Here is a 26324-nt window from a genome sequence, read left to right as displayed (position 1 = left end):
AACCATGTTCGCCAGGTGTTCACATGGTCATCAATTCAACAAAGAAGTCAGTGCGTTAACCAATAGCTGGTTTTCCTCACTGGAGGATACGTTGATTCGAAGGCAATCGTTCAGGGCCGGGTGCGAGCCGTCCAGTGATTTGACCAGAATTCCTATGTTTTTCAGACCTTCATGGATCGACTTTGCCTGACCAGGCGCTGTTCTGACTAAAATAAAATTAGCCTCACTCGGGAAAACCTGCAGGCTACCAAACGCCGACAGTGAAGCGGACAATTGCTTTCGCTGGCGAACGATTTCAGCGGTTTGATTAGTTAAAACATCATAGTGCTGCAAGGCAAAGGCTGCAGTCATCTGCGTTAAACTGTTGATGTTATAAGGCAGGCGCAACTTGTTAATTTGCTCAATCCAGGCTTCGTGACCAAATAACATACCCAGTCGCAAACCGGCCAAACCAACCTTTGAAAAGGTGCGCATAATCAGCAGATTCGGAAAGTCTTCCAGCCAACTCATATAATCTGCTTCGGTAAAGGCAGTATAGGCTTCATCGATGACGACCAAGCCGGGAGCTGCTTCGAGAATACGACGCAATTTCTCATTGCCCCATAGATTCCCGGTCGGGTTGTTCGGTTGAGCCAGAAAAATAACCGCGGGCTTCTCTACCTCAATGGTTCTCAACATAACTTCCAGGTTTATTTCAAACTGGTCATTAAGGGGAACTCCGACATAGTCCATCCCGACAAACTGAGCGACCATTTTGTACATCACAAAACTGGGTTCCGGTGCCAAGATTTTCCGGCCGTCGCCATTCACAGCCATGGCAATTAATTGTATTAACTCATCAGAGCCATTGCCTAACATCAGGTCGACACCCTCTGGGATATCGAACACGTTTTGAATGCCTGCCTTCACTTCAGGGGCATCGGGATGCGGGTATCGATTGACATGAGCGGCCGAGATCAGCGCAGCCCACTCCTGTTGCATTTTTTCAGGCCAAACAAATGGGTTTTCCATAGCATCCAGTTTAATCATTCCATCGGAATCCGGCACATGATAAGCACCGATCTTCCGAATATCACTTTTTACCCAGCGAACAATCTGTTCGTCTAATTTATCTCGAAAATCAGTCATTGATTCGTTGCTCCGCACTTCGGGCATGCGCTGTTAACAGTTCACCCCGCGCTAACACAGATACGACTTTTCCCAATTCACTAGCAGCGCCTGAAGATGCTCCAATGATCGAGCTGCGCTTCTGAAAATCATACACTCCCAATGGGCTAAAAAACCGAGCCGTGCCGCTGGTAGGCAACACGTGGTTCGGTCCAGCGCAATAGTCACCCAATGCTTCCGAGGTGAACCGCCCCATAAAGATTGCACCCGCATGTCGGATATCGGCAAGCCAGCTCTCCGGGTTATCGATGGACAATTCCAAATGTTCCGGGGCAATTTTATTGATTAACGCTTTGGCATCTTCAAGCTGGTCAACTTTAATAAAAAGACCACGATCATTCAGCGACTCAAGGATCGTTTCCTGACGTTCCATGGTCGGTAGCAGTTCTTCGATAGAAGCCAATACGGCAGACAAATACTCATCACTCTGAGAAATTAAAATGGCTTGAGCATCGTGCGAATGTTCCGCCTGCGAAAACAAATCCATTGCAATCCAATCTGGATTGGTTTGCCCATCACACACAACCAATATCTCACTGGGTCCGGCGATCATATCGATACCCACCTTGCCGAAAACCTGTTGTTTGGCCGTCGCCACATAGGCATTACCGGGACCAACAATTTTGTCAACCGCAGGAACCGTTTCCGTTCCGTAGGCCAGTGCGGCAATAGCTTGCGCACCACCCAGTAAATAGACCTCAGACACGCCCGCGACATATGCAGCACCCAACACAAAATCGCTAACCTGACCATCGGGTGCCGGGGTCGCCATGATGATGTTACCAACACCGGCAACCTTTGCCGGCATTGCATTCATGATGACCGACGATGCCAGCGGTGCCACACCACCTGGCACATAAATCCCCACACGATCCATCGCCGTAATCTGTTGCCCTAAAGTAACACCGCTCTCATCCTCATATTGCCAGCTTTGCGCGACCTGCTTTTCGTGATAGGACGCCACTCGCTGCGCTGACAAAGTCAAAGCCTCTTGTTTTTCGGTTGGCAATCGATGAAATGCGGCTTCAATGGCATCTGCAGTCAACGTCAGTTCGGTCATACTCTGTACCGCAAAACGGTCAAATTTTTCGGAATACTTCATCAGTGCAACGTCACCATGCTGGCGCACATCCGCGATAACATCCGCAACGACTTGCTGCATGGTCGCGTCTGAAACACTTTCCCAGGACAGCATATTTTCTAACTGTTGCTCGAATCCGTCATCGTTAGCATTCAGACGGGTTAGCTCTAATTTGCTCATGCACTCTTCGCCTTTTTTTCTACTGCGGCTGACAACATTTCAACAATGGGTTGAATTTTTTCATCTTTCATTTTTAACGCTAACCGGCTGGCAATCAATCGACTGCTGATGTCAGCGATAAACTCATCTTGCTCCAGACCGTTCGCTGTTAACGTATTCCCAGTGTCTACGATATCAACAATAGCGTCCGCCAAATGCATGATGGGCGCCAGTTCCATGCCGCCATAGAGTTTAATTAACTCCACTTGTCGCCCTTGGGCAGCAAAATATTTCTTAGCAACATTAATGTATTTGGTGGCGACTTTCAGGCGGCCTTGAGGCAGTACCTGATCTTTAATTTTTGCGGTCATTAATTTGCAGCGCGCAATATTCAGATCGAGCAACTCGTACATTTCTTCGGCGCCATGCTCCATTAAAACATCCTTGCCGGAAACGCCAAGATCAGCCACGCCGTATTCCACATAGGTTGGAACATCGACTGCACGGATCACAATAAAATGGACATTGGGTTGCGTGGTTTCAAAAATGAGTTTGCGAGATGTGTAGACATCTTCAAGAGGTTCGATCCCAGCCGCCGCAAACAAGGGTAGTGTTTCTTTGAGTATTCGCCCTTTAGACAATGCGATGGTAATGCTTTGCGCGCTTTGTTGCATGTTAACTCACTACATTCCGTTATAAGCTGCAAAAGGCGCTGGAAAGCGCCTTTTGCAGAATCAATTTACAGCATCAACCCGAAATTCGCCGGATTGACGCGCCTAAACCCGCCAACTTTTCTTCGATGCATTCGTACCCGCGATCCAGGTGATATATTCGATCCACCAATGTATCGCCTTCGGCAATCAGACCGGCCAACACCAACGAAGCAGATGCACGAAGGTCGGTAGCCATGACCGGTGCACCCTTCAGCTTTTGTCGTCCTTCAATAACAACCGTGTTGCCTTTGATCTTGGCTTTTGCGCCCATGCGCTCCAGCTCACTGATATGCATAAAACGATTTTCAAAAACTGTTTCTTCAACCGTGCCCGTACCTTCAGCAACGGCATTCAACAAAGTGAACTGGGCTTGCATATCAGTTGGAAACGCGGGATAAGGCGCTGTTGTAATGTCTACGGCTTTCACCTGCTTACCGTTCATATGAATTTCAACCCAGTCGTCGCCCATGCTGATTTCGGCACCTGCTTCACGCAGTTTGACTATGACCGACTCAAGATGTTCAGGGATGACATCTTTAATACGGACGCGACCGCCTGCGACAGCACCGGCTACCAGGTATGTGCCTGCTTCAATTCGATCGGGTATCACATTGTGATGGCAGCCATGCAGTGATTCGACACCTTCAATGGTGATTGTGCCGGTACCTGCCCCAGAAATTTTGGCCCCCATGGCGATAAGACAGTTCGCCAGATCAACGACCTCAGGTTCTTTTGCCGCATTTTCAAGTACGGTTGTTCCTTCGGCCAATACGGCGGCCATCATAACGTTTTCCGTACCTAAGACCGTGGTCTTATCAAAGAAAATTCGGGCCCCCTTTAAACGACCATTACTGCGAGCGCGGATATAACCATCGATGACGTCAACCTGAGCACCCAAAGCTTCCATCCCTTTAATGTGAAGATCGACAGGCCGACTGCCAATGGCGCAACCACCCGGCAACGAAACATTAGCTTCACCAAAATGTGCCAGCAAAGGACCCAGCACAACAATCGATGCGCGCATGGTTTTCACCAACTCGTAAGGGGCTGTGTATTCAGTGATTCCATCAGCGCTGACCTCAACACTCATGTCTTCATTCAAAACCACATTCACCCCCATACAGCCTAACAAGCCAATCATGGTGGTAATGTCATTCAAGTGCGGTAGGTTGCTCAGTCGTACGGTATCTTTGGTGAGCAGGGTCGCAGCTAAAATCGGTAAGGCTGCGTTTTTGGCACCGGAAATGCGAACTTCGCCATCGAGCTTTCCGCCACCGGTTATCAGTAATTTGTCCAAAAAGAAATTCCTTACTCTGCTTCAGTGGTGGTTTTTAACGACATGGTCACCGCGTGGATCTCACCGGAAGCAATTTGATCATTAAGTACGGCATAAACCATCTGTTGACGAGCAACCGCACGTTTTCCCGTAAAATCATCGGAGACCATGCTGATGTCGAACTTGGCCCCCTCACCTGCCACATTAATTTGGGCGCTTGGAAAGGCTTCGGTTAACAGGGCTTTTACGTCTTCGGCAATCATGCGGGTTCTCAGCAATACTTAAAAAAGGGCGGCCGATTATACGCAAAGCCGCCGCAAATCGAAATGGCTAGCGGGGATATTTCACCAACCATCGTGAATGGCCGGACTCAAATCTACATTGCTTTACCCCTTGCTGCTCTAACGTTGATATCATACGGGTCAAAGCATCATTATGCGCAATACCACACTTCATTTATCACAATGCCTTTCCACCTTTATCAACCAGACTGAAACACCGTATAGATTCGTGCAACTGCATCTATCTGTAAGACTTTTTAACAGGAGGCCGGTCAAGCCAATACATGCATGTTGAGTGCAAACGAATTTAAGATTCAAAGGACGGTCTTGTGGTCAACGCCTCATTTGGGCGAGAAGACTCAGTGCTTCCTGCGTCTTTGATCGCTCGGGTTACCTTGTTCAGCGATCAAAGCACAGACGCTGGATTATAAGTCCCTGAAATTGGTACTCTTGTAGGCTTCCTCAGTGATACGTTCCCATTCGACTATGGTTTTGTCGAGATCGCCTTTCGCCTGCTTGTAGATCTGTTCAAACTGAGTTCGAAATGTCACTCCCAAATTAATGCCATTGAAAATCGCGTTCTGCATTTTCCAATCGTCGCCCTGCTGGCTGTAATACACACTCTGCACCAGTGGGTACTTTGGCCCTTCTGGTGAAACTACCTCCATGTAGACACGCGTATTCCGCAATGTATCTTTCTTGTCATCCTGACTCGGCAATAAATTCACCTCATAGGCACCAAAGGCATAAATACCGCCAGCATAGGTATTCACCAGGCTCCTCTTGAAGGTTTCCAGAAAACGAACCTTTTGTTCGGTGGTAGCTGTGTTATAGGCGTCGCCCATGACACGTCGCGCGATAACTGAATAACCAACCACGGGTTCCAGAATTTCAGAAACTTCATTTAAGTACTGCTGCCGGGCTGTCTCTTCTGTATTGCCTGCGTATTTTCTGACCACACTGAGTACCGCTTGGACGCCCATACGCACACTTTCTTCCGCGCTACGGGACGGCTGAAAAGCAAAGACTGAGGCTGTTATCATCAGACTCATCAGCCCGACCAATGTTATTCGAATGATCCTCAACATAGTTATCTCCATAAAATCGTGTTGAATATAAACCACCAACTGCGGTGAGATTATGGCCTGCCTAACGGAATGTTAACAGGTCCAAGTTTAGTGGCTTCGTGATGAACCGGAACTGAAGATCGCCTGCAAGTGTCCCGAGTCGGAAGTTCATATTGTTTCAGAGGGAATGGGGAGCGCTAGTACAAGGCGCTCTGCGTAGAGAATATGGAGATCTTTTCAAGAAGAGCAACGCCGTAATAGTGTTTTCCATAAGCTCCCTTCGGGCGCGACATTCAAGCACTCTAGCGTTGTTCTGTCTCTTATCAATGGAATCACCATTGACTGCGAGACACGCCTAGCTATAGAACATGAATGGCACGCTGAATTCATGCGAACTTCTGACTCAGGACACCAGGGCCTGTTAATACTAATTTAATCTAGCGATGATACATTCTAAGCCATCCAATCAAGGCACGAGAAGCGACCTTTGGTTACGCTATACCAGCGATGAGCAACAAAGATTGACGGCTTTTTTAGGCGCAACGCTTAGGGTCAGGATCAAGATGCCTTATTCTGGGGTTAGATTCTTTACTGTGTGTGAGAGACAGAAAAACACTCATAGCCATATTTAACAGACGGATAATCCACCCATTTAACTCGCGTTGTTAGATCTATACTCGGCAATATACAGAACGAATGGGTGAATAAATCTGCCACTGTCGGCGATTCACGCAATTTACTTCAACCAAAGGCTTGAAACATTGCATTCCAAGGCCAAAGTCCGTTAAATGCGCCCAATTTTCCAAAAAGGTTTTACACATGTTTTTGTTCTCATTAGCCATCATTGTTGGCCTCGTTTTCCTGGTCCTGAGTGCAGACCGCTTCGTCGCCGGTTCAGCCGCGATTGCCAATAATTTCGGCGTTCCGCACATTATCATCGGTGTTACGATCGTCTCACTGGGCACATCCGCACCGGAAATCATCGCGGCCATCATTGCGTCATTAAACGGCAAAACAGAACTGGCAATGGGTAACGCTATAGGATCCAATATTGCCAATATCGGCTTGGTCTTGGGTATTACGGCTCTGGTAGCACCAATTCCGATCAGCAAACGACTCATCACGAATGAAAACCTGATCATGCTGGCAGTGGCCGCCCTAGCTGGATTATTACTGTTCAATCTTTACCTCGGTTTCATCGAATCTTTGCTACTGGTCGCCGTGCTGATTGCTTTCCTGGCCTGGATATACATTCAGCACACATCGACAGAACAGCCAGAAGCAGATGAATTTGAAGAGGATATCCCGTCTGACATGGCCACCTGGAAAGCCATTCTCTGGTTTGTCGTTGGCTTAGCCGTATTAATTGCCAGCGCACGCCTCTTACTCTGGGGAGCCATTGGTATTGCGGATCAATACGGCATCAGCGAGGCGATCATAGGCGCGACCATCATTGCCGTGGGCACCAGCTTGCCTGAACTTGCAGCATCAGTGGCCAGTGCCTTGAAAAAGCACCACGACATAGCCATCGGAAACATCTTAGGTTCAAATATCTTTAATATTCTCGCAGTGCTGGCCGTGCCTGGCTTGGTTGCCCCTGGCTCATTCGGCAGTCAAGTCTTTGACTTGCACTATTTGTTCATGATGGGCATCAGCCTGCTGCTGTTCACCATGCTTTTTGTACAGGGCAAACGTAATGCCAATTTGGGTCGTTATATTGGCACGATATTTGTGTTAGTGTATGCCGCTTATGGATATCTCAATTATCAAGCCGTTGTGACCCTGTAAGCCATGTCGAACAAAAATTACCTTAGCATCGCAAAACGAACATTTGAACTCGAGATCAAATCGTTACAGACACTGGAAAAAACACTCGACTCCCAGTTTGAGGATGCTTGCAACATTCTGCTGGCTTGTACTGGCCGAGTCGTCGTCACAGGAATGGGCAAATCCGGACACATAGGCAATAAAATTGCCGCAACTCTTGCCAGTACCGGCACCCCTGCATTTTTTGTTCACCCCGGTGAAGCCAGCCACGGTGACATGGGTATGATCACGGCGGAAGATGTGGTTATCGCCCTATCAAATTCTGGCGAAGTCACAGAAGTTGTTACCTTACTACCACTCATTAAACGCTTGGGTGCAAAATTGATCGGCATGTCAGGCAACAATCAAAGCACCCTAGCCTTAGCCAGCGACGCCCACCTTTACACAGGGGTCGAGTCTGAGGCTTGCCCGCTGAATCTGGCGCCAACCTCCTCCACTACAGCCCAGCTGGTGATGGGGGATGCCCTTGCAATCGCGCTGTTAGAAGATAGGGGTTTCAGTGCAGAAGATTTTGCGTTTTCTCACCCTGGGGGCAGCCTGGGTCGAAAGTTATTGTTGAAAGTTGCAGACATCATGCACACCGGAGATGAGATTCCAGCGGTATCTCCCTCCGTAAAGGTTGCAGAAGCACTAATGGAAATGACTCGAAAAAGCCTGGGCATGGTGACCATTCAGAATGACAACCAATTACTGGGGATTTTTACCGACGGCGATTTACGCCGCGCCATCGATCAAAATGTTGATTTTAAAAACACCCCAATTGAAACAGTGATGCATTCTCATCCGCGGACAATCCGGGCTGACATGCTTGCCGCCCAAGCGTTATATCAAATGGAAGAATACAAAATCACCTCGCTGGTCGTCACCGACATTGACCAGGTCATTGGGATACTCCATTTGCACGACATTCTCAGAGCAGGTGTCGCCTGATGCCGACCGTAAAAACCGCAGCTTTATGGGCGAGTATAGCCGTGGTTCTAGTCATTTTTTTTTGGCTGAATCAATCGCCGCAACAAGACCAGGAAGACACCGAGAACGCCTTAGTATTGCCTGACAATCCGCCTGATATATACGTTACTGGCATGAAACTCTCCCGGTTTGATGAACAGGGAAATCTTGTCATGACCACCCTAGCGGACTCACTAGCAGTCTATGAACGTGACGGCAAAAGCCTTTTAATCAATCCTGATGTTATATTGTCGAGTAACAACAGTGAAACTTGGCGGATTCAGGCAGAAGACGCTGTTTTATACAGCAATGAAGACCTTGAGTTCCTTAACAATGTGCGGGTCCAGCAACTCAACACCGATCCAGCAACTCAGATTACCAGTGACTACATTAAAGCTACCCAGCAAGGTAATTTCATTGAAACCAACAAGCAGGTGCATATTGTCAAAGGTAAGCAATCAATGAACGCAATAGGCATGACAGTAAATCTTGATACAATCGAGCCCGTAATCCATTTACTATCTGACGTGAGTTTTATCTATGACCCGTCTTAAACGCTTTCTTAGTATGACCCTTATTACAACTAGCCTGGTCAGTCTGGCCTTTGCGGTTCCAGAGGACCGGGACAAGCCGATTACCGGTCGTGCAAATTCGACTAGCATTGATGCAAACAGCGGTAAGACAGTTTTGGTGGGAAAAGTCGTTATCCGCCAAGGTTTGCTCACCATTCAAGCTGACAAAGTCACCATGCAGAACGACCCCCAAACCAACGAAACCCAGTTCCTCGTGGCTGAAGGCAATCCGGTCATTTTTACCGACACCCCTACACTGGATAAACCCAGTGTAAGAGTCACCGGTCAACAAATTGAGTTTCTGGTTAGTAAAGATCTGGTTATTACCAATGGTGATGCGCAGATTACCAGCGATAACAATCAGGCGTCGGGCGAGCGCATCGAATACAACCTGGTGACCGAATTTATGACTATTGAGGGCGAATGCGCACTTTCTGACAATGAGAGTTGCGAACAGGCTGAATTCATCTTACAACCTGGGAAAAACGACTGATGGCCCTCCTAGAAGCGAGCCATTTGGCAAAAAGCTACAAGAAACGGCCAGTCGTGCAGGACGTGAGCATACAAGTGGAAGAAGCACAGATAGTCGGGCTACTTGGGCCAAATGGTGCGGGCAAGACCACCTGTTTTTATATGATTGTCGGGTTGGTTCCAGCGGACAAAGGCAGCGTGATGATTGGCGGCACGGAAGTCAGCCGCTTGCCCATGCACGCCCGGGCAAAAAAGGGAATTGGGTATCTTCCGCAGGAAGCTTCCATTTTCCGGAAATTATCCGTTGAAGATAACATTCTAGCTATTCTTCAAACCCGGAAAGATTTAAACAAACAGCAACAGAGAGAGCGAATGGAAGCGCTTTTGGAAGAATTCAGCGTTACACATATTCGCAAGAGTATGGGCATGGCACTGTCCGGTGGCGAACGTCGCAGGGTGGAAATCGCCAGGGCACTGGCTATGGAGCCCAAAATCGTCCTGCTTGATGAGCCATTTGCTGGGGTGGATCCCATATCGGTCGGCGATATTAAAGAAATCATTTATCATCTGCAAAAACGAGGAATTGCGGTGCTGATAACAGACCACAATGTACGTGAAACCCTCGACATCTGTGAAAAAGCTTACATTGTGGGCAATGGACACATCATTGCCGAAGGCACCGCTGAAGAAGTTCTCAGCAATAAAACTGTTCGTGAGGTATATTTAGGCGATCAGTTCCGTTTGTAATTACTGTACAAGTCATCAACCTGTGATACCTGTATTGAGTGAGTAATAAGTAAGTATGAAAACATCGTTACAACTTAAAATGAGCCAGCAACTGACCATGACGCCTCAGTTGCAACAAGCAATTAAGTTATTACAACTGTCCACTCTCGATCTGCAACAGGAGATTCAACAAGCTCTTGAGACGAATCCGATGCTGGATGTTAAAGAAGACGATGGGACCGACGGTCCATCATCACAGGATAGCAATAACAACAGCAGCGATGACGGCAACATTGATCACAGTGAAGATGCGAGCAAAGAGCTCAGTGTGCAGGAAACCATTCCCGATGAACTTGCTGTGGACAGCTCTTGGGATGATATATATACACACACGCCCACCAGTCATGGTATTGGCTCTGCTGATGACGATTACAATCTGGAAAATGTCTATGGCACCACAGACTCCCTACTTGATCACCTACATTGGCAGTTGAACCTAACGCCAATGACCGACAGGGACCGGGTGATCGCTGAGTCATTGCTCGAAAGCGTGAATGAAGAAGGCTACCTGTCCAGTCCGGTTGACGAAATATTTGAAGGCTTGCATAAAGAGCTCTCCACCGAAGAAGATCCACTGGAGGAAGATGAAGTTCAGGCCGTGTTACATCGGCTGCAACAATTCGACCCCCCGGGCGTCTGCGCTGCGGATTTAGCGGACTGTTTATCGATTCAGCTCAAACAGTTACCGCCGGAGACACCGAGCCGCGATATCGCCATTAAAATTGTTGAAAACCACATTGAGTTGCTGGGCACCAAAGATTTTGCGCAACTCATGCGCAAGACACGCATTAAAGAAAGTGAACTTCGCGATGTATTTGTCCTGATTCAATCGTTGAACCCACGGCCCGGCAGCTTCATTGAATATGGCAAATCGGAATATGTTGTACCGGATGTCATCGTCAGCAAAGACATCAAGAATAACCGATGGCTGGTCGAATTAAACCCAGAAATCGCACCCAAGCTGCGGGTGAATGCTTCGTATGCATCCATGGTTAAACGCGCGGATAACTCGTCGGACAATAATTATCTGAAAGATCACCTGCAGGAAGCAAAATGGTTCATCAAAAGCCTGCAAAGCCGTAATGAAACGCTGTTGAAAGTCGCCACAACCATCGTTGAACATCAACGTGGTTTTCTGGATTACGGTGACGAGGCCATGAAACCATTGGTGCTGCATGATATTGCCGAAGCAGTCGACATGCATGAATCAACAATTTCACGTGTGACAACACAAAAATACATGCATACTCCCAGAGGAATCTACGAACTGAAGTATTTCTTCAGCAGCCATGTCAGTACGGACTCAGGCGGTGAATGCTCCAGTACGGCGATTCGAGCATTGATCAAAAAATTAATTGCGGTCGAAAACACCCGTAAACCACTGAGCGATTCGAAAATAGCGAGCATGCTCGGTGATCAGGGTATCAAGGTCGCCAGACGCACCATTGCCAAATATCGTGAGGCAATGAACATAGCACCGTCAAATGAACGTAAGAGTTTGATTTAAAGCATGTTTGTAACTTGAAGTTTTGGCAAACAACAGCAATATTTATAACTAAGAACAATTTCAAAGTTACCGACAATTCATGTCGGGTGCGGTGATAACAGTAACGTTGTCACCTGCTATGCTCCAGCCCATTCGGGCTGGCACAGGAAAAAACTGCAAGAGGAGCAGCCTATGCAAGTCAATATCAGCGGTCACCACGTTGAAGTCACTGAAGCCCTCCAGAGCTATGTATCCAATAAAATCGAAAAGCTGGAACGCCATTTTGATCAAATTGGAAATGTACAAGTCACCTTAAGCATCGAAAAAGAACGACAGAAAGCTGAAGCCTCCATCAACGTCAAAGGCGGACAATTACACGCGGATGCCGTTCACGAAGATTTATACGCCGCTATCGACCTGATGAATGATAAACTTGATCGTCAGATCATTAAGCACAAAGAAAAAAACATCGACCGCAAACACGGGAATTAATCCATCTTATGATTCCTTTGCACCAGGTACTGAGCGCCGAACGAACGTATGTTGAAGACTTCGGCGCAAGCAAGAAAAAAGTACTGCAAACAATCGCTGAGCGTCTTTCGAAGACGCTCAGCGACGTTTCAGACATCGAACTTTTCGATCAACTCATCGCTCGTGAACGACTCGGCAGTACCGGAATCGGTTCAGGCGTCGCGGTACCTCATTGCCGTCTCAATGGATTGCACTCCCCTATTGCTGCACTCATAAAGTTGCCGCAAGGTGTGGATTTCGAAGCGATCGATAAAGCGCCCGTCGACCTTATTTTTGCATTAATCGTACCGACCGATGCAACCGACGAACACCTACAACTACTGGCCAGCGTGGTGGAACGCGTCAACAATCCAGACGTTCTGCACGTTATCCGCAATGCAACGACTTCCGAAGCCCTTTATGAGCAATTTATAGGGACCCAACCTTAAACACGAGACACTAGACGGTATGACTTCTGAAGACTTTCGACTGATCGTGATCAGCGGCCGTTCCGGCTCTGGTAAGTCCACGGTACTAAACACACTGGAAGATGCCGGTTTCAATTGTATTGATAACCTCCCCCCGTCAATGCTTCCGGAACTGGTCAAGTGGATGAGCCATTCGGCAGTGAACAAGCGTATCGCGGTGTGTATCGACGTGCGCCTTTCCACCGAAGGTATTGGTGATCTGCCCGAAATTCTGGACAGTCTGGGAAGCCAGATTAGTCCAGAGGTGCTGTATCTGGATGCAGATGAAACCATGCTGCTCCAGCGCTTTTCTGCCACGCGACGCAAGCATCCGCTGACCAATGCGCAAAATTCGCTCGCGGAAGCCATCCGCCAGGAAGGGCAATATCTCGTGCCCATTGCCAACCGTGCGAATCTGAAAATTGACACCAGTACGTTGTCAGTTCAGGAGTTGCGAGAACAAGTTCGCAACCGATTGATTCAAAAACCCAAGGGGCTAGCCCTGCAGTTTTTAAGTTTTGGCTTTAAACATGGGTTACCGAGGGATGCGGACCTGGTATTCGATGTTCGATGCTTACCGAATCCCTATTGGGACAAAAGCCTGCGCATGTTTACCGGCCGAGACAAACCAATACAAGACTTCCTGCGTAATGAAGCCGCGGTGAATGAGATGTATGAGGATATCCGACAGTTCATGACTCGTTGGCTACCCCATTATGAAAATAACCAGCGCAGCTATCTCACAGTTGCCATTGGTTGTACTGGTGGTCAGCATCGATCTGTGTACCTGGCCGAGCAATTGTCTGCTACCTTTAAAGAAATCTACACCTCCACGCACATAAGACACAGAGACCTTGGGCAGGATACAGAGTGATCAAAAAAGAAATCACCGTTATTAACAAACTGGGTTTGCATGCCCGCGCCGCAGCCAAGTTAGTCGCTGCGGCTTCACACCATTCCAGTACCGTCCATGTTTATAAAGAAGGTCGGCAAGCAGATGCCAAAAGCATCATGGCGGTGATGATGTTGGCCGCCTCGAAAGGCTCCAATCTGGTCTTTGAAATAGATGGCAAAGACGAAGAAACCGCTTGGGACGCCATCAGTACATTAATTAATAATCGCTTTGACGAAGAAGAGTAACCTTAAACCTCAGTACACCCCACTATCAAGAGACCCGATATGGCACTAACCCTCGATGAAGCCAAACTTGACCAACATCGAACCGCCATACTGGAGGCGCTGGATAACGATGATCTGGACATCATTGCCAATCTGTTCAGCGACGAGCTTGCTGTTGCCGATATCGCTCACCTATTAGAATCTACACCGTCCAGATTACGGGCCGCGCTATGGGCTTTTGTCGATGAAGACTTGCAGGGTGAAGTTCTTACCAATCTGAATGAAGACATCCAGCAAAGCTTCCTGAGCCGAATGTCAGCCGAAGAAATTGTTGAAACGACTGCGGATATTGAAAGCGATGATCTGGCCGATATTCTGCAGCAGATGCCGGCTGACGTTTCCAGCCGCGTTCTGCAATTGATGCCTTCGGACAATCGCATTGAAGTAGAAGGCTTATTGGCTTTTCCGGAAGATACCGCCGGTGGCCTGATGAACACGGACATGGTGACCGTCCGAGCGGATGTTACGATTGAGACCGTTCTGCGTTACCTGCGTAAAATAGATCTACCTGATCCACTCGATGTCCTCTGGGTCGTCGACCGTGGTCAGCGCTATCTGGGTTCACTCGCCATCACGCAGTTACTAAAATCAAAACCGAATGTTTTGGTCACCTCGGTGATGGATCAACGAATAGACGGCATTCTGGCCACCGAAAGCGAGGAACGCGTCGCTCAGATATTTGAACGACACGATCTGGTGTCTGCGCCGGTCATCAATGACGATGGCCTGCTGATTGGTCGAATCACGATTGACGACGTGGTCGATGTCATTATCGACAACGCAGACCATAACATGATGAGTATGGCTGGCCTTGATGAAGAAGACGATGCCTTTGCACCAGTGGTAAAGAGCAGCCAGGACCGCGCCGTCTGGCTGGGCATTAATATGGCAACCGCGTTCATCGCTGCGGCAGTGATGAGTCAATTTGAAGCCTCAATCGCACAGATTGTAGCACTGGCTGTACTCAGCCCCGTCGTCGCCAGTATGGGCGGCATTGCAGGCAGTCAAACGTTGACGCTGATGATTCGTGGCATGGCAACCGGCCACATCACGCGGGCCAATCTGAGTTGGATGATAATGCGGGAATTAGGTGTTGGGCTCATCAATGGATCTCTTTGGGCACTGGTCATTGGCGGAATCACAGTACTGTGGTACCAACAGTTTTCTCTGGCGTTCGTGATTGCTACCGCTATTCTGGTAAATATCTGTTTAGCAGTCCTCTCTGGCACATTGCTACCCTTTCTCTTAAAATCAGCTCGCATTGATCCAGCTTTATCGGGCAGTGTCATATTGACAACCTTAACCGATGTCTTTGGCTTTTTAACTTTCTTAGGGTTAGCAACTCTATTTCTACTGTAAGGCACTACGAATGAGCGATTTTGACGACACATTTGATGACGACGATATTGAATGGGTCAGCAAGTCCGAAATGAAACGCGAAATGCACAAGCTGCAAGCGTTAGGTGAACGACTGCTAAAAGTAAAAGCAAGCCAGTTAAAAGAATTTCCCTTGTCGGATGAAATGCGCTCTGCCATTGACGAAAGCAAACGAATCAAGAGCCACGAGGCCTCGCGTCGTCACCTGCAATACATTGGCAAAATCATGCGTGGCGAAGATATCGACGCGATTCAGCAATGCCTCGACAGATTAGACCCTTCATCAGATCTGTACTTGCGAGTGCAGAACCAAGCGGAATCCTGGCGCGAAAAGCTGATTCGTGACGCGGCCGCCGAAGGTGAATGGTTCGATTTATACCCAAACACAGATAGACAGCCTTTCCGGGCGCTGGTCCGGGCAGCGCGGAAGGAACAGCCACAAGACGCAGATGCGCCCATCAGCGGTGGCAAAAACAGTAAAAAATTACTGCAGTGGGTAAGAAATCAACTCGCTCAGTGATCTGGAAAACGACTGCCGTCGTAAAATGGATACGTTTCAATGACAGGCAGATTTATCAATGGCAGCGTTGGCTTACATCGACCCTCGCAATACCCGTAAAGGTAAAGCAATGACCGAACAGCAGCTGCAGGAGCGTGAGCATTACGCCGACCTGCTGGAATTGGTAGCCACTCGTCAGGATACCGAAGCTTTTCAGGCAATATTCGAACACTTTGGCCCTCTGATTAAAGCCTTTGGGGTGTCCTCTGGCTTGCACTATCAAGGAGATCATCTTCCTGAAGAGCTTGTGCAGGAGGTTATGCTGTCTATTTGGCGGAAAGCGGCGCTCTTTGATCGACGAAAAGCGGCGCCCTCGACCTGGATCTTCACCATCGCTCGTAACCAACGCATTGATATGCTGAGGAAACTTAGCAAGTATCAAAACGATATTGACGCCGATGACGTTTGGGATCTGGAGGGCGACACTAACCTCTTTGGCGAAATCAGAGAAAGCCGAATCCAGAATCACGTACAGCAAGAATTGAATAAACTGCCCATTGAGCAAAAACAGATTGTCGCCAAGGTTTTTCTTGAAGACAAAAGCCATCAGGAGGTGGCTGACGAACTTAACCTTCCGTTAGGGACAGTAAAAAGCCGAGTACGACTGGCCATGCAAAAACTTAAAGTACACTTGGGAGCAACCGAATTATGAGCAACTGGCACCCAAGCAGCGATCAACTGATTGAATATTCCAGCGGTTCCGGATCTACTGCGCTCAGTATTGCGATTTCGACTCACCTGCATTTCTGTGCAGATTGCCGACATCATGTGAATGAAATTGAAAGTACAGCGGCAGTCGTCTTTGAACAGCAGCAGGCGTTGTCTCTGTCTACAGGCAGCTTCGACAGCCTGATGGCAAAGATCAAACAAGCACCTCAGGTGCCTGCTGTTCAGGAACGCGTGGCGAAATCGCCGACGCGCTTCCCGCCGGTGATTGAAAAGCTGATTAAACGAGACACCGAATCTTTGACCTGGCAGAAGCCGATGAAAAATCTGCGAGTCAGCAGGCTTCTGAAAGATGAGACGGGGATGATCCTTGGCTTACATCACATGACCTCAGGTGGTCGAGTGCCTCATCACACGCACCGTGGCAATGAGATCAGCGTGGTCATTGAAGGGGGGTTTTCGGACGAAATGGGCTCTTATGGTCCGGGTGATTTCATTCACTTGTCGAAGGAACATTTTCACTCACCTCAGGCTGACGCAGATGGTGACTGCTGGTTGCTGTCCATCGTGGAGGCTCCCGTTAAAATTACCGGCCCATTGGGCTGGATAGTAAATCCCTTTCTGAAGCCTTAGTTATTTTTAGCGAGTCGTTTACGGAAGTAAACGACTCGCTCTGTTTCCTCGAAGCCCAGTGATTTGTGCACCACCTGCCTCACCTCGTTGTCTATTTCAGTGTCAACAGCAACTTCCTCACACCCCACAAGACTGAACCACCCTAACGCCTTGTCGACGAGCAACTTGGCAATACCGCATCGTCTGGCCGCTTTTGTTACGAAGATACCTTCTAGGGCCTGTTAACACTATTTTCATGGGCGTTGCCATCGGTCAATACAGTGACAACGAGGCGGAATGCGCTATATGTAGCTAATTACAGGAGCAAATGACAACGATGCCTGTCGCTGAATTGATCCCGGCCCTTCGGGTTACGCCTAATAAACCGTCAATCTTTTTTACTCGCCGCTGTTATGGAGTAACCATACGACGCTTCTCGTGCCTTGATTGGACGGTTTTTAGAACGTAACAACGCTAGATTAAACTAGTGTTAACAGGCCCCATAACCAACCGGTGACGATTGCGTACCATTGACATATTCCATTCGCACCGCCCCCTCCAGAAACCCGTCTGCGATACCCTGGTCATTTGTGGACATCCACTGTTGAAAGCGTTCAGGCTGGCCTAGTAGCTGCTTTATCTCCGACAAGTGCTGTTCAGTTGAACAATGTCCCCACAACTGCTGGCGCAATTCAAGCCAAGAGTTCAGATCCTGAGCTGAAATCGACTTAATCATCTGAAGTATCCAAATTTGGAAAGGTCTGTGAATGCCGGTCTAGCACTTCAAATAACGAATAGTACACAAGCCCGCTTTGTCGGCTGAGGCCGATCTCGCAGGTTCGACTGGTTGAAATTCCATAGTCACAGTCTTTTACTTTCACCGCCAATTCACTAAGCGCGGAAACATTCAGTTCCGGTTGTGTGAAGCCTTTATCACCGGCAAAACCACAACAGCCGATGTCCTCGGGCCGTACCCAATTCGGCGCCAACTTGTTCAAAACCCGAATCACGCTGGCTTCAATGCCCTGCTTTTGAGTACTGCAAGTCAAATGCACCGCCACTTTTGCGGATTCTGGCTGTACCGTTAGGCGATTCAATAAAAACCGATCAATAAATTCACTGGAATCGTATAAATGCAGGCCACGCTTACGAGCAGATTCCTTCAATTGCAACGCGCAGGGGCTGGTATCCGACAAAATGGGGTATCGACCACCACTGGAAACCTCCCAGAGGGCATCCAGTACCTCGTTCATCATCCGGTCGGCAACCTGTTGATGCCCTTTAGAACGGAACGGCTGACCGCAGCACAAGCCGCGAGTCGGCTGCGGATACACAACTTTCAGTTGCGCTTTGGCCAATACGCTTTGCACCGCCTTGGGGATGCTGACCCGGTCATCTTGGGTAGACTTGCCCATTGATTGGCTGACACAGGACGACCAGTAAACAACAGTATCCTGGGCTGTCGGATCAATACGCTCGTTGCGCGCATAGATCGGCTTAGTGCGGCCCGGTGTGGTGGCCAACCATACCGGGGTTCTTTGTTTGGTCATCTTGCGCAGCCCCCAACTCCACCGCTCCAGCCGCTCGGCACCCAATAGGGTTTGGCAAAGATAGCTCATGACTAAGCCTAATCTTGCCCAACTGGCAAGGGCCGCAAAATGACGCGACATTCCCGAGGCAAGAGTCTTGTAGCGGTGATTTTCACGGGAACGCAGTTTCAAAACCAGATTACCGGTATTAATGCCTACCGGACATTTCATTTCACACAGACCGGTGGCCGCACAGGTATCAATGGCCAAGCGGTTGAAATCCCGGTCCCATTGGCTCGGAATTGCCTCCTTTTTAAGCTGCCTGCGCTGGGTTTCACGATATGTCGCGATACGTTGCCTGGGCGTTAAGCTCAGGTTCTTACTCGGGCATACGTCTTCACAAAATCCACACTCGATACAACGGTCAATCGTCTCGTCAGATTTTGTCATGGACTTCAGGTTTTTTAAGTGGACTTGTTGGTCTGAATTCAAAATGACCCCGGGATTAAGAATACCTTGAGGATCGAACAAACCTTTTAATCTTTGCATGATCTGGTAAGCATCAACGCCCCATTCCAGCTCAACAAAAGGCGCCATATTCCGGCCGGTACCGTGTTCAGCCTTCAGAGAGCCTCCAAACTCAACTGCCACCAGTTGGGATACGGCGTCCATAAACTGCTGATAACGCGCCACTTCCTGATCATCTTCAAAAGATTGAGTAAACACAAAGTGTAAATTGCCCTCCAGGGCATGACCGAAGATGATTGCCTCTCTGTAATTAAATTGATCAAACAACTGCTGTAACCGAGTAACACCGTCCGCTAATTGGTCAATCGGAAACGCCACATCTTCGATGATCACGGTGGTACCCGCTTCGCGCACAGCGCCAACGGCCGGGAATGTTCCCTTACGAATGTTCCAGTAGCCTTCAATCGTCGTTACATCGGTAGTAAAGCCGGTACTGTCCAATATGGTTCCATCAGTCAGCACCGACTGAACCAGCTCAATGTTGCTGTTCAATAACGCCGCATCTGCACCACGAACATCGATCAGCAAGACGCCACCGTTCGGTGGGAAATTTTTTGCGAATGCAGGTAAACCTGGCATATGTGCAACAGACGCCAGAGACCTTGCATCCAGCAACTCCACCGCATCCACCGGAGTTGATCGCAGCCGCGACACGGTCTCCGCACAATCAGACAAGTCCACAAATGCCACCATGGCAGAAGCGCGCCACTGCAAGTCTTCGACTGTAGATAGGGTCACCTCACTGATAAACCCCAGCGTACCCTCAGAACCGACCAGCAAATGACAAAGAATATCAACCGGGTCCTCGTAATCGAGAAACGCGTTGAGACCATAACCGGTCGTATTTTTCAGCCGGTATTTGTGACGAACTTTCTCGGCGAGTGACGGGTTATTGAGGAGTTCTTCCCGAATACCCAATAGTCCGGCTAATAATTCCCGATGCGTTTCTCGAAAACGAGCAACATTGTTAGCATCCCGCGTGTCCAACATGGCTCCATCAGCCAGAATGACCCGCAGATCGCGCAACGTGTGGTAACTGTTATGCTTAGTGCCGCAGCACATACCACTGGCGTTGTTGGCAACGATACCGCCTATTTTACAGGCGTTTATTGAGGCAGGATCCGGACCAATTTTACGCCCGAAAGGTTGCAGGGCGCGGTTTGCTTTTGCCCCAATAACGCCCGGCTGCAAGTGAATCACTTCACCCAATGGTTCAATACGCAGTTTCTGCCATTCTTCTGTCAACATAATCAACACGCTGTCCGTCACGGCTTGTCCAGAGAGGCTGGTGCCAGCCGCGCGAAAGGTTAATGGCACTTTATGCCGCTGCGCCAGATGAATGAGTGTGACGATTTCCTGTTCGTTATCCGCCAGAACAATCGCAGCAGGCAGCAAACGGTAGAAACTAGCGTCCGTACTGTAGGCAAATCTCCGGAATTCGTCAGTGATGATCCGCTCAGTGGGTATATGGATATGTAACTCTCGCAGATAAGATTCAAACAAAGATTTTGCTCCCGTTGTTATTATTCTAAATGGCGTTAAAGGGCAGTATTAATAGTTCGCTGATATTGGAGCCAATGCCGTTTCAAAAGCGACAGTCCGTCGCAACCATGAACTTCAAACCTTTGCCAACACAGTGACTCTACCTGTCAATGTTCCACATGCCGCTATGGAATGTAATGCACCAGACCCGACACCACAAATTGTAACCACCTACCACGGCTCCTCCGACGCCACCACGCCCTACTTTAGTCGGATTTGGTCGCCAACAGACTTGTTTCGAGCACCCTGCTGGCACTATAACAAGAATATCCACCAACTGGTCTGACCAATATGACGAAGCTAAACCTGCTATTGGACCAAATGTTGTTAAATATTGAACAGCATATCTGGCCTGTCGATACCAAGCTGCCTTCAGAGCGTGACTTAGCGACGTCATTTAACGCAAGTCGAGCCACAGTTCGCGAAGCGATTACCACGTTAAAACAACGGGGACTGATTCGTTCACTGCAAGGATCCGGGCATTATATCCAATCCTCAGAAACCAACACTCAGGCAGAATTGTTTGTTTGGAACAATGTAGAACTCAGTCATGGGGAATTGCGAGAATACCGCCTGGCTATTGAATCGCAGTGCGCTTATCTTGCTGCCAGCCGAGCAACACAGACGCATCTCAGAGCTTTAGAGCGCGCGCATCGGCACCTGAAACACGCTCATATCACTCAGGATCTAAAAGCAGAAGGATTGGCTGACGCCCGTTTTCATCTGGCGATTGCCGAAGCCAGTGGCAACCGTATATTGGCCCAAAGCCTGAAAAGCCTGTTCTCACTGCTACGGGCGAACGTGACTCAAAACATCGGTACATTATCGCGGCGGCCAGAGACACGGTTACGGCTCATGAAGCAACACACGGCTTTGTTCGAGAGTATTTATTACCGAAAACCGGACAAAGCCAGAACCCTTGCCCAAGAGCATATGGCCTTCGTCGACCGCATCTTAGCGGACCACTGACAACGCAGGCTTCTCCATAGACACATGTACAATGCCATCTTCAAGAAACGCCGAAGAAGACACTTCAAAACCAAACTGCCGGTAAAAATTCGTCAGATAGCGTTGAGCACCGATGCGAATCGGGAAATCCGGAAATAAGGTTTCACACTCACGCACTGCCCTTTGCATCACCTGTTGACCGACTTTCCGACCGCGTTGATCAATGCGATTGGCGACTCGCCCAATCGAACAGGCATCGGTATAGGAGACACCAGGCGTCAGCACTCTGGCAGTGCCCACCAGCTCGCCTTGACGATAAGCTAATACATGCCAGGCATTCTGATCTTTGCCATCCGCATCCTGATAGGGGCAATTCTGCTCTACGCAAAAAACCGACATGCGTAAACTCAGCAGATCGTATAGCGTATTGGTATCCAGTTGCTCAAATGGCAGGCAACGAATCACAAGCGAGTCAGACGTTTGACGATAGTCCATCACAATCGACCGTCCTCTTTCATGCGCTCCAATGTGTCGACAATAGCCTGCGTTTGCGCATCGTACTCGATATTTACTTGATCGCCCTCTGAGAGCTCACCAAAGGTAGTGACAGACAGCGTTTCAGGTATCAGATACACATTGAACTGATCCTGAGTGACTTCTCCGATCGTCAAGCTGCAGCCATTCAGACCGACAAAACCTTTCGGAAAAAGGTACTTACGTTGCTGGGGATCTATGCTGAACCAAATGATCCGGTTATTTTCGGGATATTCGATTTTCGACACCGCAATACAAGCCGACACGTGACCCGACATACTGTGCCCACCAATGTCATCACCAAATCGAGCAGCACGCTCAACATTGATGATATCCCCCTTTTGAAGGGCCCCTAAATTGGTGATGCGCAGCGTTTCCATCATAACGTCGAAATACGCTCGGCCACCGACAATCTGCGTCACCGTCAAGCAAACCCCATTTAGGGCAATACTCGCCCCGATCTGCAAATCGGTCTGCTGCCTTTGCGTTAATTCAATAGAAAAGGTTTTTAATTGGTCGAGCGAACGCTCAATGGAGATGGGAGTTTTGTTTTGTACGATACCAGAAAACATGTTGACGACCCTATGAACGCAAAAACTGTGTTTTACTTCATTCGGGCAACAATAATCAAGGAAAGACGACAACAAACCGCCCTTTAACTATGGCCATATCAGTTTTTGATGCCTTAGATTCAGAATAAAGCCGAGCATTTATCAGGCTAATCCAGCGCGACCTGTATGTCACCTTTCACATAGAACGCAGGCATATCGTAATCCTGCAACTTATTATGCGAAATCATATCTATTAACTCACGGATATAGTGCTCTCCGCGAATACTATAGCCTTCCAGACCCCATGCCAGATACGTGCTGTCGACGGGTAATTTCAGCAAACGAATTTCTGCGCGGATGATTCTTAACATATTGTACTGATGATGCGTGTTAAGGTTGCGAAAGTAGCTGGCCACAGAATCCGACACAGAGTCGAACACTTTAACTTCGTGTTTCGCATCCGAATCTCGCCCACTTGGGACAAGGCCGCAACCTTTGGTGAAACACCATTGGCCAAAGAGATTGTTACCCTCAACCGCAAAACGGCTGGTTCCCCAGGCGCTCTCGTTGGCAGCTTGGGCCAAAACCAGCGAAGCCGGTATGACATCCACTCGCAAGTACATCTCTCGGAAAAACTCAGCAGAGCCTAGTTCCTCATCCACTTTATAGTAGTCGGCCAGTTCACTTAACAACGACTGCTGCCACAAGCTTAATGTGGTATCGCGCCGAATTTCAGCTTCCATCAACTTAAGCCAAGCACGTTCTGCCTGAACCTTTTGATTCATGTTGGCGACGATAGGATACAGAAACTCAAAAAAGGTTTGCTTCTTCTCTCGGACATCTGAGATGGCGGCCATTTCCGGCAATACCGCGGATTCAATCGAAAATTGAGCAGACAACACGGGAAGATCCGCCGCAGAACTGTACGAAACAAGACTAAGGAAAATCAACAGGCATGTAAAAAGAGGTTTCAGAGACAAAAGATAGCCACCTTCCCTGGGTTCATGTGAGGCGCGCGATTATAAACACCAATGATCAATAATCAACCAATCGCGCGATTAGTTATCCTTGCTCAATCCATTGAGGAAGGTACATTTTCTTACCTACGGCGCTTGTCTGAACGTTCAGAACGAATACGAATAGGCTGTAACGTTGGCTTTGACTGGCTTAATACAATCATGGCAACACATAAAACGACAACTGTGACAATAACCATAGACCACCTCTCTTAGCAATGAAGCTTTAATGTCATTATTAGGCTGAATCCTACAAAAACAATTAGCTTTACAAAAAAGTATAGCCTTAAAGTCGAAAATAACCACTTTCTTCAATGGTGGGAAAAAACCAATACCAATTTCAAAGCTAACACCAGCAGTGTCAACGCTGGGAAAAACCAATTTAATTGTTTGCGCCATGCATTCATCGGAAGCTCCTCGTGTATAACAACAGACGAGACCTAGCGCGCTGCAAATCACAGAGATCGAACCTGGCGGGATAATCGATGCTGGCCTCGTCAAAACGGCGCGCACCTTACCAGAATTCAATCTGGAAAAAATACCGGTAACAAAAAATTACACTTACTGAGGTTGATAGCGTTAGCAGCGCGGATACTCAGCGCTGCTTAAAAATTAATCCGACGTTCGGGTGGGGATAGCAGTCGGGAAACTGGTGACGGTCGCACGACCCTTTGAATCACTGATTTTGGGTGTCCCCTCCTTTTCGACTTCGTCAATTCGAACAATCGAATGCATCGGGATGTAAGAGCGCTTAACACCACTAAACTCTTTCTGTAATCGCTCTTCACCAGGATCAACCAACAACTGACTCCTTTCTCCGAAAATCAGCTCTTCAATTTCCAAAAAACCAAACATGTCACTTTGATAAATCTGACTGCAATACACCTCATACAGTTTGTCCTGATTCACAAATTTCACGCGATATACAGATTTAACCTTGTTCATAAGCCTCTGATACGTTCCTGCAAGGTGGGTAGTCTACCCTTTACCTTTCGTTTTTACATAGATTGTTGGGAAATCACTCAACCACAGGTATAATTCCGCGCCCAGAAATTTCAACCTTCAGAGTAGTAATGACCAAGAAGCTTTTTATCAAAACACACGGCTGTCAAATGAATGAATATGACTCAGACCGCATGGCAGACTTGCTGGGCGAGAGCCATGGTTATGAAATGACAGATGATGAAAATGAAGCCGATGTAATTCTGCTCAACACCTGTTCGATTCGTGAAAAAGCGCAGGAAAAGGTTTTTCACCAGCTGGGCCGCTGGAAAACACTGAAAGACAAAAAACCGGGGTTGAAAATTGGCGTTGGTGGGTGCGTAGCCTCCCAGGAAGGTGAAGCGATCTCAAAACGTGCCCCGCATGTCGATATGATTTTCGGACCTCAAACCCTGCATCGCCTGCCCACCATGATTGACGCAACCGATGCCGCGGCAGAACAAGCTGAAAATCATATTGCTCTGGTTGACATTACATTTCCGGAAATTGAAAAATTCGATCACCTGCCGGCACCGAAAAGCGACGGTGTGTCAGCGTTCGTTTCCATTATGGAAGGCTGTTCAAAATATTGCACCTTCTGTGTGGTGCCCTACACCCGAGGCGAGGAAGTGAGCCGACCGTTTGACGATGTCATCGCGGAAGTCGCCCACCTGGCCGGTCAGGGCGTGCGGGAAATCAACTTTCTTGGTCAGAATGTGAACGCCTATCGAGGTCCGAGACATGACGGCGGCGAAGCAGATTTAGCGGAATTGATTACCTTGGCAGCTCAAATTGAAGGCATTGACCGCATACGATTTACCACCAGCCACCCGGTTGAGTTTTCTGATAGCCTGATTGATGTCTATAACGACGTTCCTGAATTGGTCAGCCACCTTCACTTACCGGTGCAAAGTGGTTCAAACAACATATTAATGGCTATGAAGCGCGGCCATCTGGTTGAGGAATATGTTGATAAAATGGAGCGTATCCGAGCTAATCGCCCCGATATCAGTTTCTCGTCAGATTTTATAATTGGCTTCCCAGGTGAAACAGCCCAAGACTTTGAAGACACCATGAATCTGATACAACGCATTGGTTTTGATCATTCATTCAGCTTTATCTACAGCGCTCGGCCAGGCACACCCGCTTCTGACCTTGAGGATGACACGCCTGAGGCGGTTAAGAAGGAACGTTTACAGATTCTGCAACAACGCATTATTCAGCAAGCTGCGCAGATCAGCCGGCGCATGGTCGGGACGACACAGATTGTTCTGGTCACGGGCACCTCCAGCCGAGACCCAGAAGATCTCTGCGGTCGCACTGAAAATAACCGCAACACCTACTTCATTAGCGATGACCACAGCCTCATCGGCAAGTTCGTGCAGGTCCGCATTACCGAAGCGTATGCGAACAGTTTGCGGGGAGAAGTCATCAATGCGGACCTCGCTTATTAACCTAAAAACTCAGTTTATATAACCATCTGATATAAAA

The 26324-nt window shown here is 48.4% G+C and carries 29 protein-coding genes; 16 read left to right on the top strand and 13 right to left on the bottom strand.

Annotated features, from left to right (window positions below):
• Nucleotides 1–30: 30 nt before the first annotated feature.
• The 6 genes from hisC to IYN85_RS17160 form a co-directional block, all read right to left on the bottom strand.
• Entirely contained in the window at nt 31–1128 is a 1098-nt protein-coding gene (hisC, locus tag IYN85_RS17185; RefSeq protein ID WP_196160144.1) for a histidinol-phosphate transaminase, read from the bottom strand.
• On the bottom strand, nt 1121–2428 hold the full coding sequence (gene hisD / locus IYN85_RS17180; protein WP_196160143.1) for a histidinol dehydrogenase: 1308 nt from the start codon (nt 2426–2428) through the stop codon (nt 1121–1123). The genes hisC and hisD overlap by 8 nt, the downstream gene beginning before the upstream one ends.
• Nucleotides 2425–3081, bottom strand: a complete 657-nt coding sequence (gene hisG / locus IYN85_RS17175) for an ATP phosphoribosyltransferase (RefSeq protein WP_196160142.1) — start codon at nt 3079–3081, stop codon at nt 2425–2427. The genes hisD and hisG overlap by 4 nt, the downstream gene beginning before the upstream one ends.
• Before the next feature lie 73 nt (nt 3082–3154).
• On the bottom strand, nt 3155–4417 hold the full coding sequence (gene murA, locus IYN85_RS17170; protein ID WP_196160141.1) for a UDP-N-acetylglucosamine 1-carboxyvinyltransferase: 1263 nt from the start codon (nt 4415–4417) through the stop codon (nt 3155–3157).
• Nucleotides 4418–4428: 11 nt separating this feature from the next.
• A complete protein-coding gene (locus tag IYN85_RS17165) occupies nt 4429–4659 on the bottom strand; it encodes a BolA family protein (protein WP_196160140.1) in 231 nt (76 codons plus the stop codon).
• 443 nt (nt 4660–5102) lie between these two features.
• A complete protein-coding gene (locus IYN85_RS17160; RefSeq protein ID WP_196160139.1) occupies nt 5103–5765 on the bottom strand; it encodes a phospholipid-binding protein MlaC in 663 nt (220 codons plus the stop codon).
• Between the two features lie 798 nt (nt 5766–6563).
• Here IYN85_RS17160 and IYN85_RS17155 point away from each other — a divergent pair.
• The 14 genes from IYN85_RS17155 (at nt 6564) to IYN85_RS17090 (ending at nt 17225) form a co-directional block, all read left to right on the top strand.
• On the top strand, nt 6564–7532 hold the full coding sequence (locus IYN85_RS17155; RefSeq protein WP_196160138.1) for a calcium/sodium antiporter: 969 nt from the start codon (nt 6564–6566) through the stop codon (nt 7530–7532).
• A gap of 3 nt (nt 7533–7535) precedes the next feature.
• Nucleotides 7536–8501: an SIS domain-containing protein gene (locus IYN85_RS17150; RefSeq protein WP_196160137.1), complete on the top strand. Its 966-nt coding sequence runs from the start codon at nt 7536–7538 to the stop codon at nt 8499–8501.
• Nucleotides 8501–9073, top strand: a complete 573-nt coding sequence (lptC, locus tag IYN85_RS17145) for an LPS export ABC transporter periplasmic protein LptC (protein WP_196160136.1) — start codon at nt 8501–8503, stop codon at nt 9071–9073. The genes IYN85_RS17150 and lptC overlap by 1 nt, the downstream gene beginning before the upstream one ends.
• Nucleotides 9074–9086: 13 nt before the next feature.
• Nucleotides 9087–9584: a lipopolysaccharide transport periplasmic protein LptA gene (lptA, locus tag IYN85_RS17140; RefSeq protein ID WP_196160135.1), complete on the top strand. Its 498-nt coding sequence runs from the start codon at nt 9087–9089 to the stop codon at nt 9582–9584.
• A complete protein-coding gene (gene lptB, locus IYN85_RS17135) occupies nt 9584–10309 on the top strand; it encodes an LPS export ABC transporter ATP-binding protein (protein WP_196160134.1) in 726 nt (241 codons plus the stop codon). The genes lptA and lptB overlap by 1 nt, the downstream gene beginning before the upstream one ends.
• 55 nt (nt 10310–10364) lie before the next feature.
• The gene (locus IYN85_RS17130; RefSeq protein ID WP_196160133.1) at nt 10365–11855 is read left to right on the top strand and encodes an RNA polymerase factor sigma-54; all 1491 of its coding nucleotides are present in this window, start codon (nt 10365–10367) and stop codon (nt 11853–11855) included.
• Nucleotides 11856–12026: 171 nt separating this feature from the next.
• Complete coding sequence (gene hpf / locus IYN85_RS17125) at nt 12027–12326, top strand: ribosome hibernation-promoting factor, HPF/YfiA family (protein ID WP_196160132.1); 300 nt, start codon at nt 12027–12029, stop codon at nt 12324–12326.
• Nucleotides 12327–12334: 8 nt separating this feature from the next.
• Nucleotides 12335–12793: a PTS sugar transporter subunit IIA gene (locus tag IYN85_RS17120; RefSeq protein ID WP_196160131.1), complete on the top strand. Its 459-nt coding sequence runs from the start codon at nt 12335–12337 to the stop codon at nt 12791–12793.
• 19 nt (nt 12794–12812) lie between these two features.
• Complete coding sequence (gene rapZ / locus IYN85_RS17115) at nt 12813–13685, top strand: RNase adapter RapZ (protein ID WP_196160130.1); 873 nt, start codon at nt 12813–12815, stop codon at nt 13683–13685.
• Nucleotides 13682–13951, top strand: a complete 270-nt coding sequence (locus tag IYN85_RS17110; protein ID WP_196160129.1) for an HPr family phosphocarrier protein — start codon at nt 13682–13684, stop codon at nt 13949–13951. The genes rapZ and IYN85_RS17110 overlap by 4 nt, the downstream gene beginning before the upstream one ends.
• A gap of 39 nt (nt 13952–13990) precedes the next feature.
• Entirely contained in the window at nt 13991–15349 is a 1359-nt protein-coding gene (gene mgtE / locus IYN85_RS17105) for a magnesium transporter (RefSeq protein ID WP_196160128.1), read from the top strand.
• Between the two features lie 10 nt (nt 15350–15359).
• Nucleotides 15360–15887, top strand: a complete 528-nt coding sequence (gene yjgA, locus IYN85_RS17100) for a ribosome biogenesis factor YjgA (RefSeq protein ID WP_196160127.1) — start codon at nt 15360–15362, stop codon at nt 15885–15887.
• A 58-nt stretch (nt 15888–15945) separates the two neighbouring features.
• Nucleotides 15946–16578, top strand: a complete 633-nt coding sequence (locus IYN85_RS17095) for a sigma-70 family RNA polymerase sigma factor (protein ID WP_230390804.1) — start codon at nt 15946–15948, stop codon at nt 16576–16578.
• On the top strand, nt 16575–17225 hold the full coding sequence (locus IYN85_RS17090; protein WP_196160126.1) for a ChrR family anti-sigma-E factor: 651 nt from the start codon (nt 16575–16577) through the stop codon (nt 17223–17225). The genes IYN85_RS17095 and IYN85_RS17090 overlap by 4 nt, the downstream gene beginning before the upstream one ends.
• On the opposite strand, the gene IYN85_RS26470 is transcribed toward IYN85_RS17090, so the two are convergent.
• The 3 genes from IYN85_RS26470 to IYN85_RS17075 form a co-directional block, all read right to left on the bottom strand.
• The gene (locus IYN85_RS26470) at nt 17222–17431 is read right to left on the bottom strand and encodes a GNAT family N-acetyltransferase (RefSeq protein ID WP_196160176.1); all 210 of its coding nucleotides are present in this window, start codon (nt 17429–17431) and stop codon (nt 17222–17224) included. The genes IYN85_RS17090 and IYN85_RS26470 overlap by 4 nt on opposite strands.
• Nucleotides 17432–17694: 263 nt before the next feature.
• A complete protein-coding gene (locus IYN85_RS17080; protein WP_196160125.1) occupies nt 17695–17940 on the bottom strand; it encodes a hypothetical protein in 246 nt (81 codons plus the stop codon).
• Nucleotides 17933–20764, bottom strand: coding sequence for an FAD-binding and (Fe-S)-binding domain-containing protein (locus tag IYN85_RS17075; RefSeq protein WP_230390803.1), 2832 nt, complete (start codon nt 20762–20764; stop codon nt 17933–17935). The genes IYN85_RS17080 and IYN85_RS17075 overlap by 8 nt, the downstream gene beginning before the upstream one ends.
• A gap of 330 nt (nt 20765–21094) precedes the next feature.
• Here IYN85_RS17075 and IYN85_RS17070 point away from each other — a divergent pair, with 330 nt between their 5' ends.
• On the top strand, nt 21095–21772 hold the full coding sequence (locus IYN85_RS17070; RefSeq protein ID WP_196160124.1) for a FadR/GntR family transcriptional regulator: 678 nt from the start codon (nt 21095–21097) through the stop codon (nt 21770–21772).
• Here IYN85_RS17070 and IYN85_RS17065 read toward each other — a convergent pair.
• The 4 genes from IYN85_RS17065 to IYN85_RS17050 form a co-directional block, all read right to left on the bottom strand.
• A complete protein-coding gene (locus IYN85_RS17065; protein WP_196160174.1) occupies nt 21758–22246 on the bottom strand; it encodes a GNAT family N-acetyltransferase in 489 nt (162 codons plus the stop codon). The two genes, IYN85_RS17070 and IYN85_RS17065, sit on opposite strands and share 15 nt — an antisense overlap.
• Nucleotides 22246–22857: a riboflavin synthase subunit alpha gene (locus IYN85_RS17060; RefSeq protein WP_196160123.1), complete on the bottom strand. Its 612-nt coding sequence runs from the start codon at nt 22855–22857 to the stop codon at nt 22246–22248. Before IYN85_RS17060 ends, IYN85_RS17065 begins: the two co-directional genes overlap by 1 nt.
• Before the next feature lie 146 nt (nt 22858–23003).
• Nucleotides 23004–23735 carry a glucosaminidase domain-containing protein gene (locus IYN85_RS17055; RefSeq protein ID WP_196160122.1) on the bottom strand — a complete coding sequence of 244 codons (732 nt, stop codon included), beginning with the start codon at nt 23733–23735 and terminating at the stop codon, nt 23004–23006.
• 729 nt (nt 23736–24464) lie between these two features.
• Nucleotides 24465–24797 carry a DUF1820 family protein gene (locus IYN85_RS17050; RefSeq protein ID WP_196160121.1) on the bottom strand — a complete coding sequence of 111 codons (333 nt, stop codon included), beginning with the start codon at nt 24795–24797 and terminating at the stop codon, nt 24465–24467.
• A gap of 128 nt (nt 24798–24925) precedes the next feature.
• Between IYN85_RS17050 and miaB the strand changes: the two genes are divergently transcribed.
• On the top strand, nt 24926–26287 hold the full coding sequence (gene miaB, locus IYN85_RS17045) for a tRNA (N6-isopentenyl adenosine(37)-C2)-methylthiotransferase MiaB (RefSeq protein ID WP_196160120.1): 1362 nt from the start codon (nt 24926–24928) through the stop codon (nt 26285–26287).
• Nucleotides 26288–26324: the final 37 nt, after the last annotated feature.

The sequence above is a fragment of the Reinekea sp. G2M2-21 genome (genome assembly GCF_015687175.1).
In the GTDB taxonomy this organism is placed as follows: Bacteria; Pseudomonadota; Gammaproteobacteria; order Pseudomonadales; family Natronospirillaceae; genus Reinekea.
This window is presented reverse-complemented; position numbering and strand designations above follow the sequence as displayed.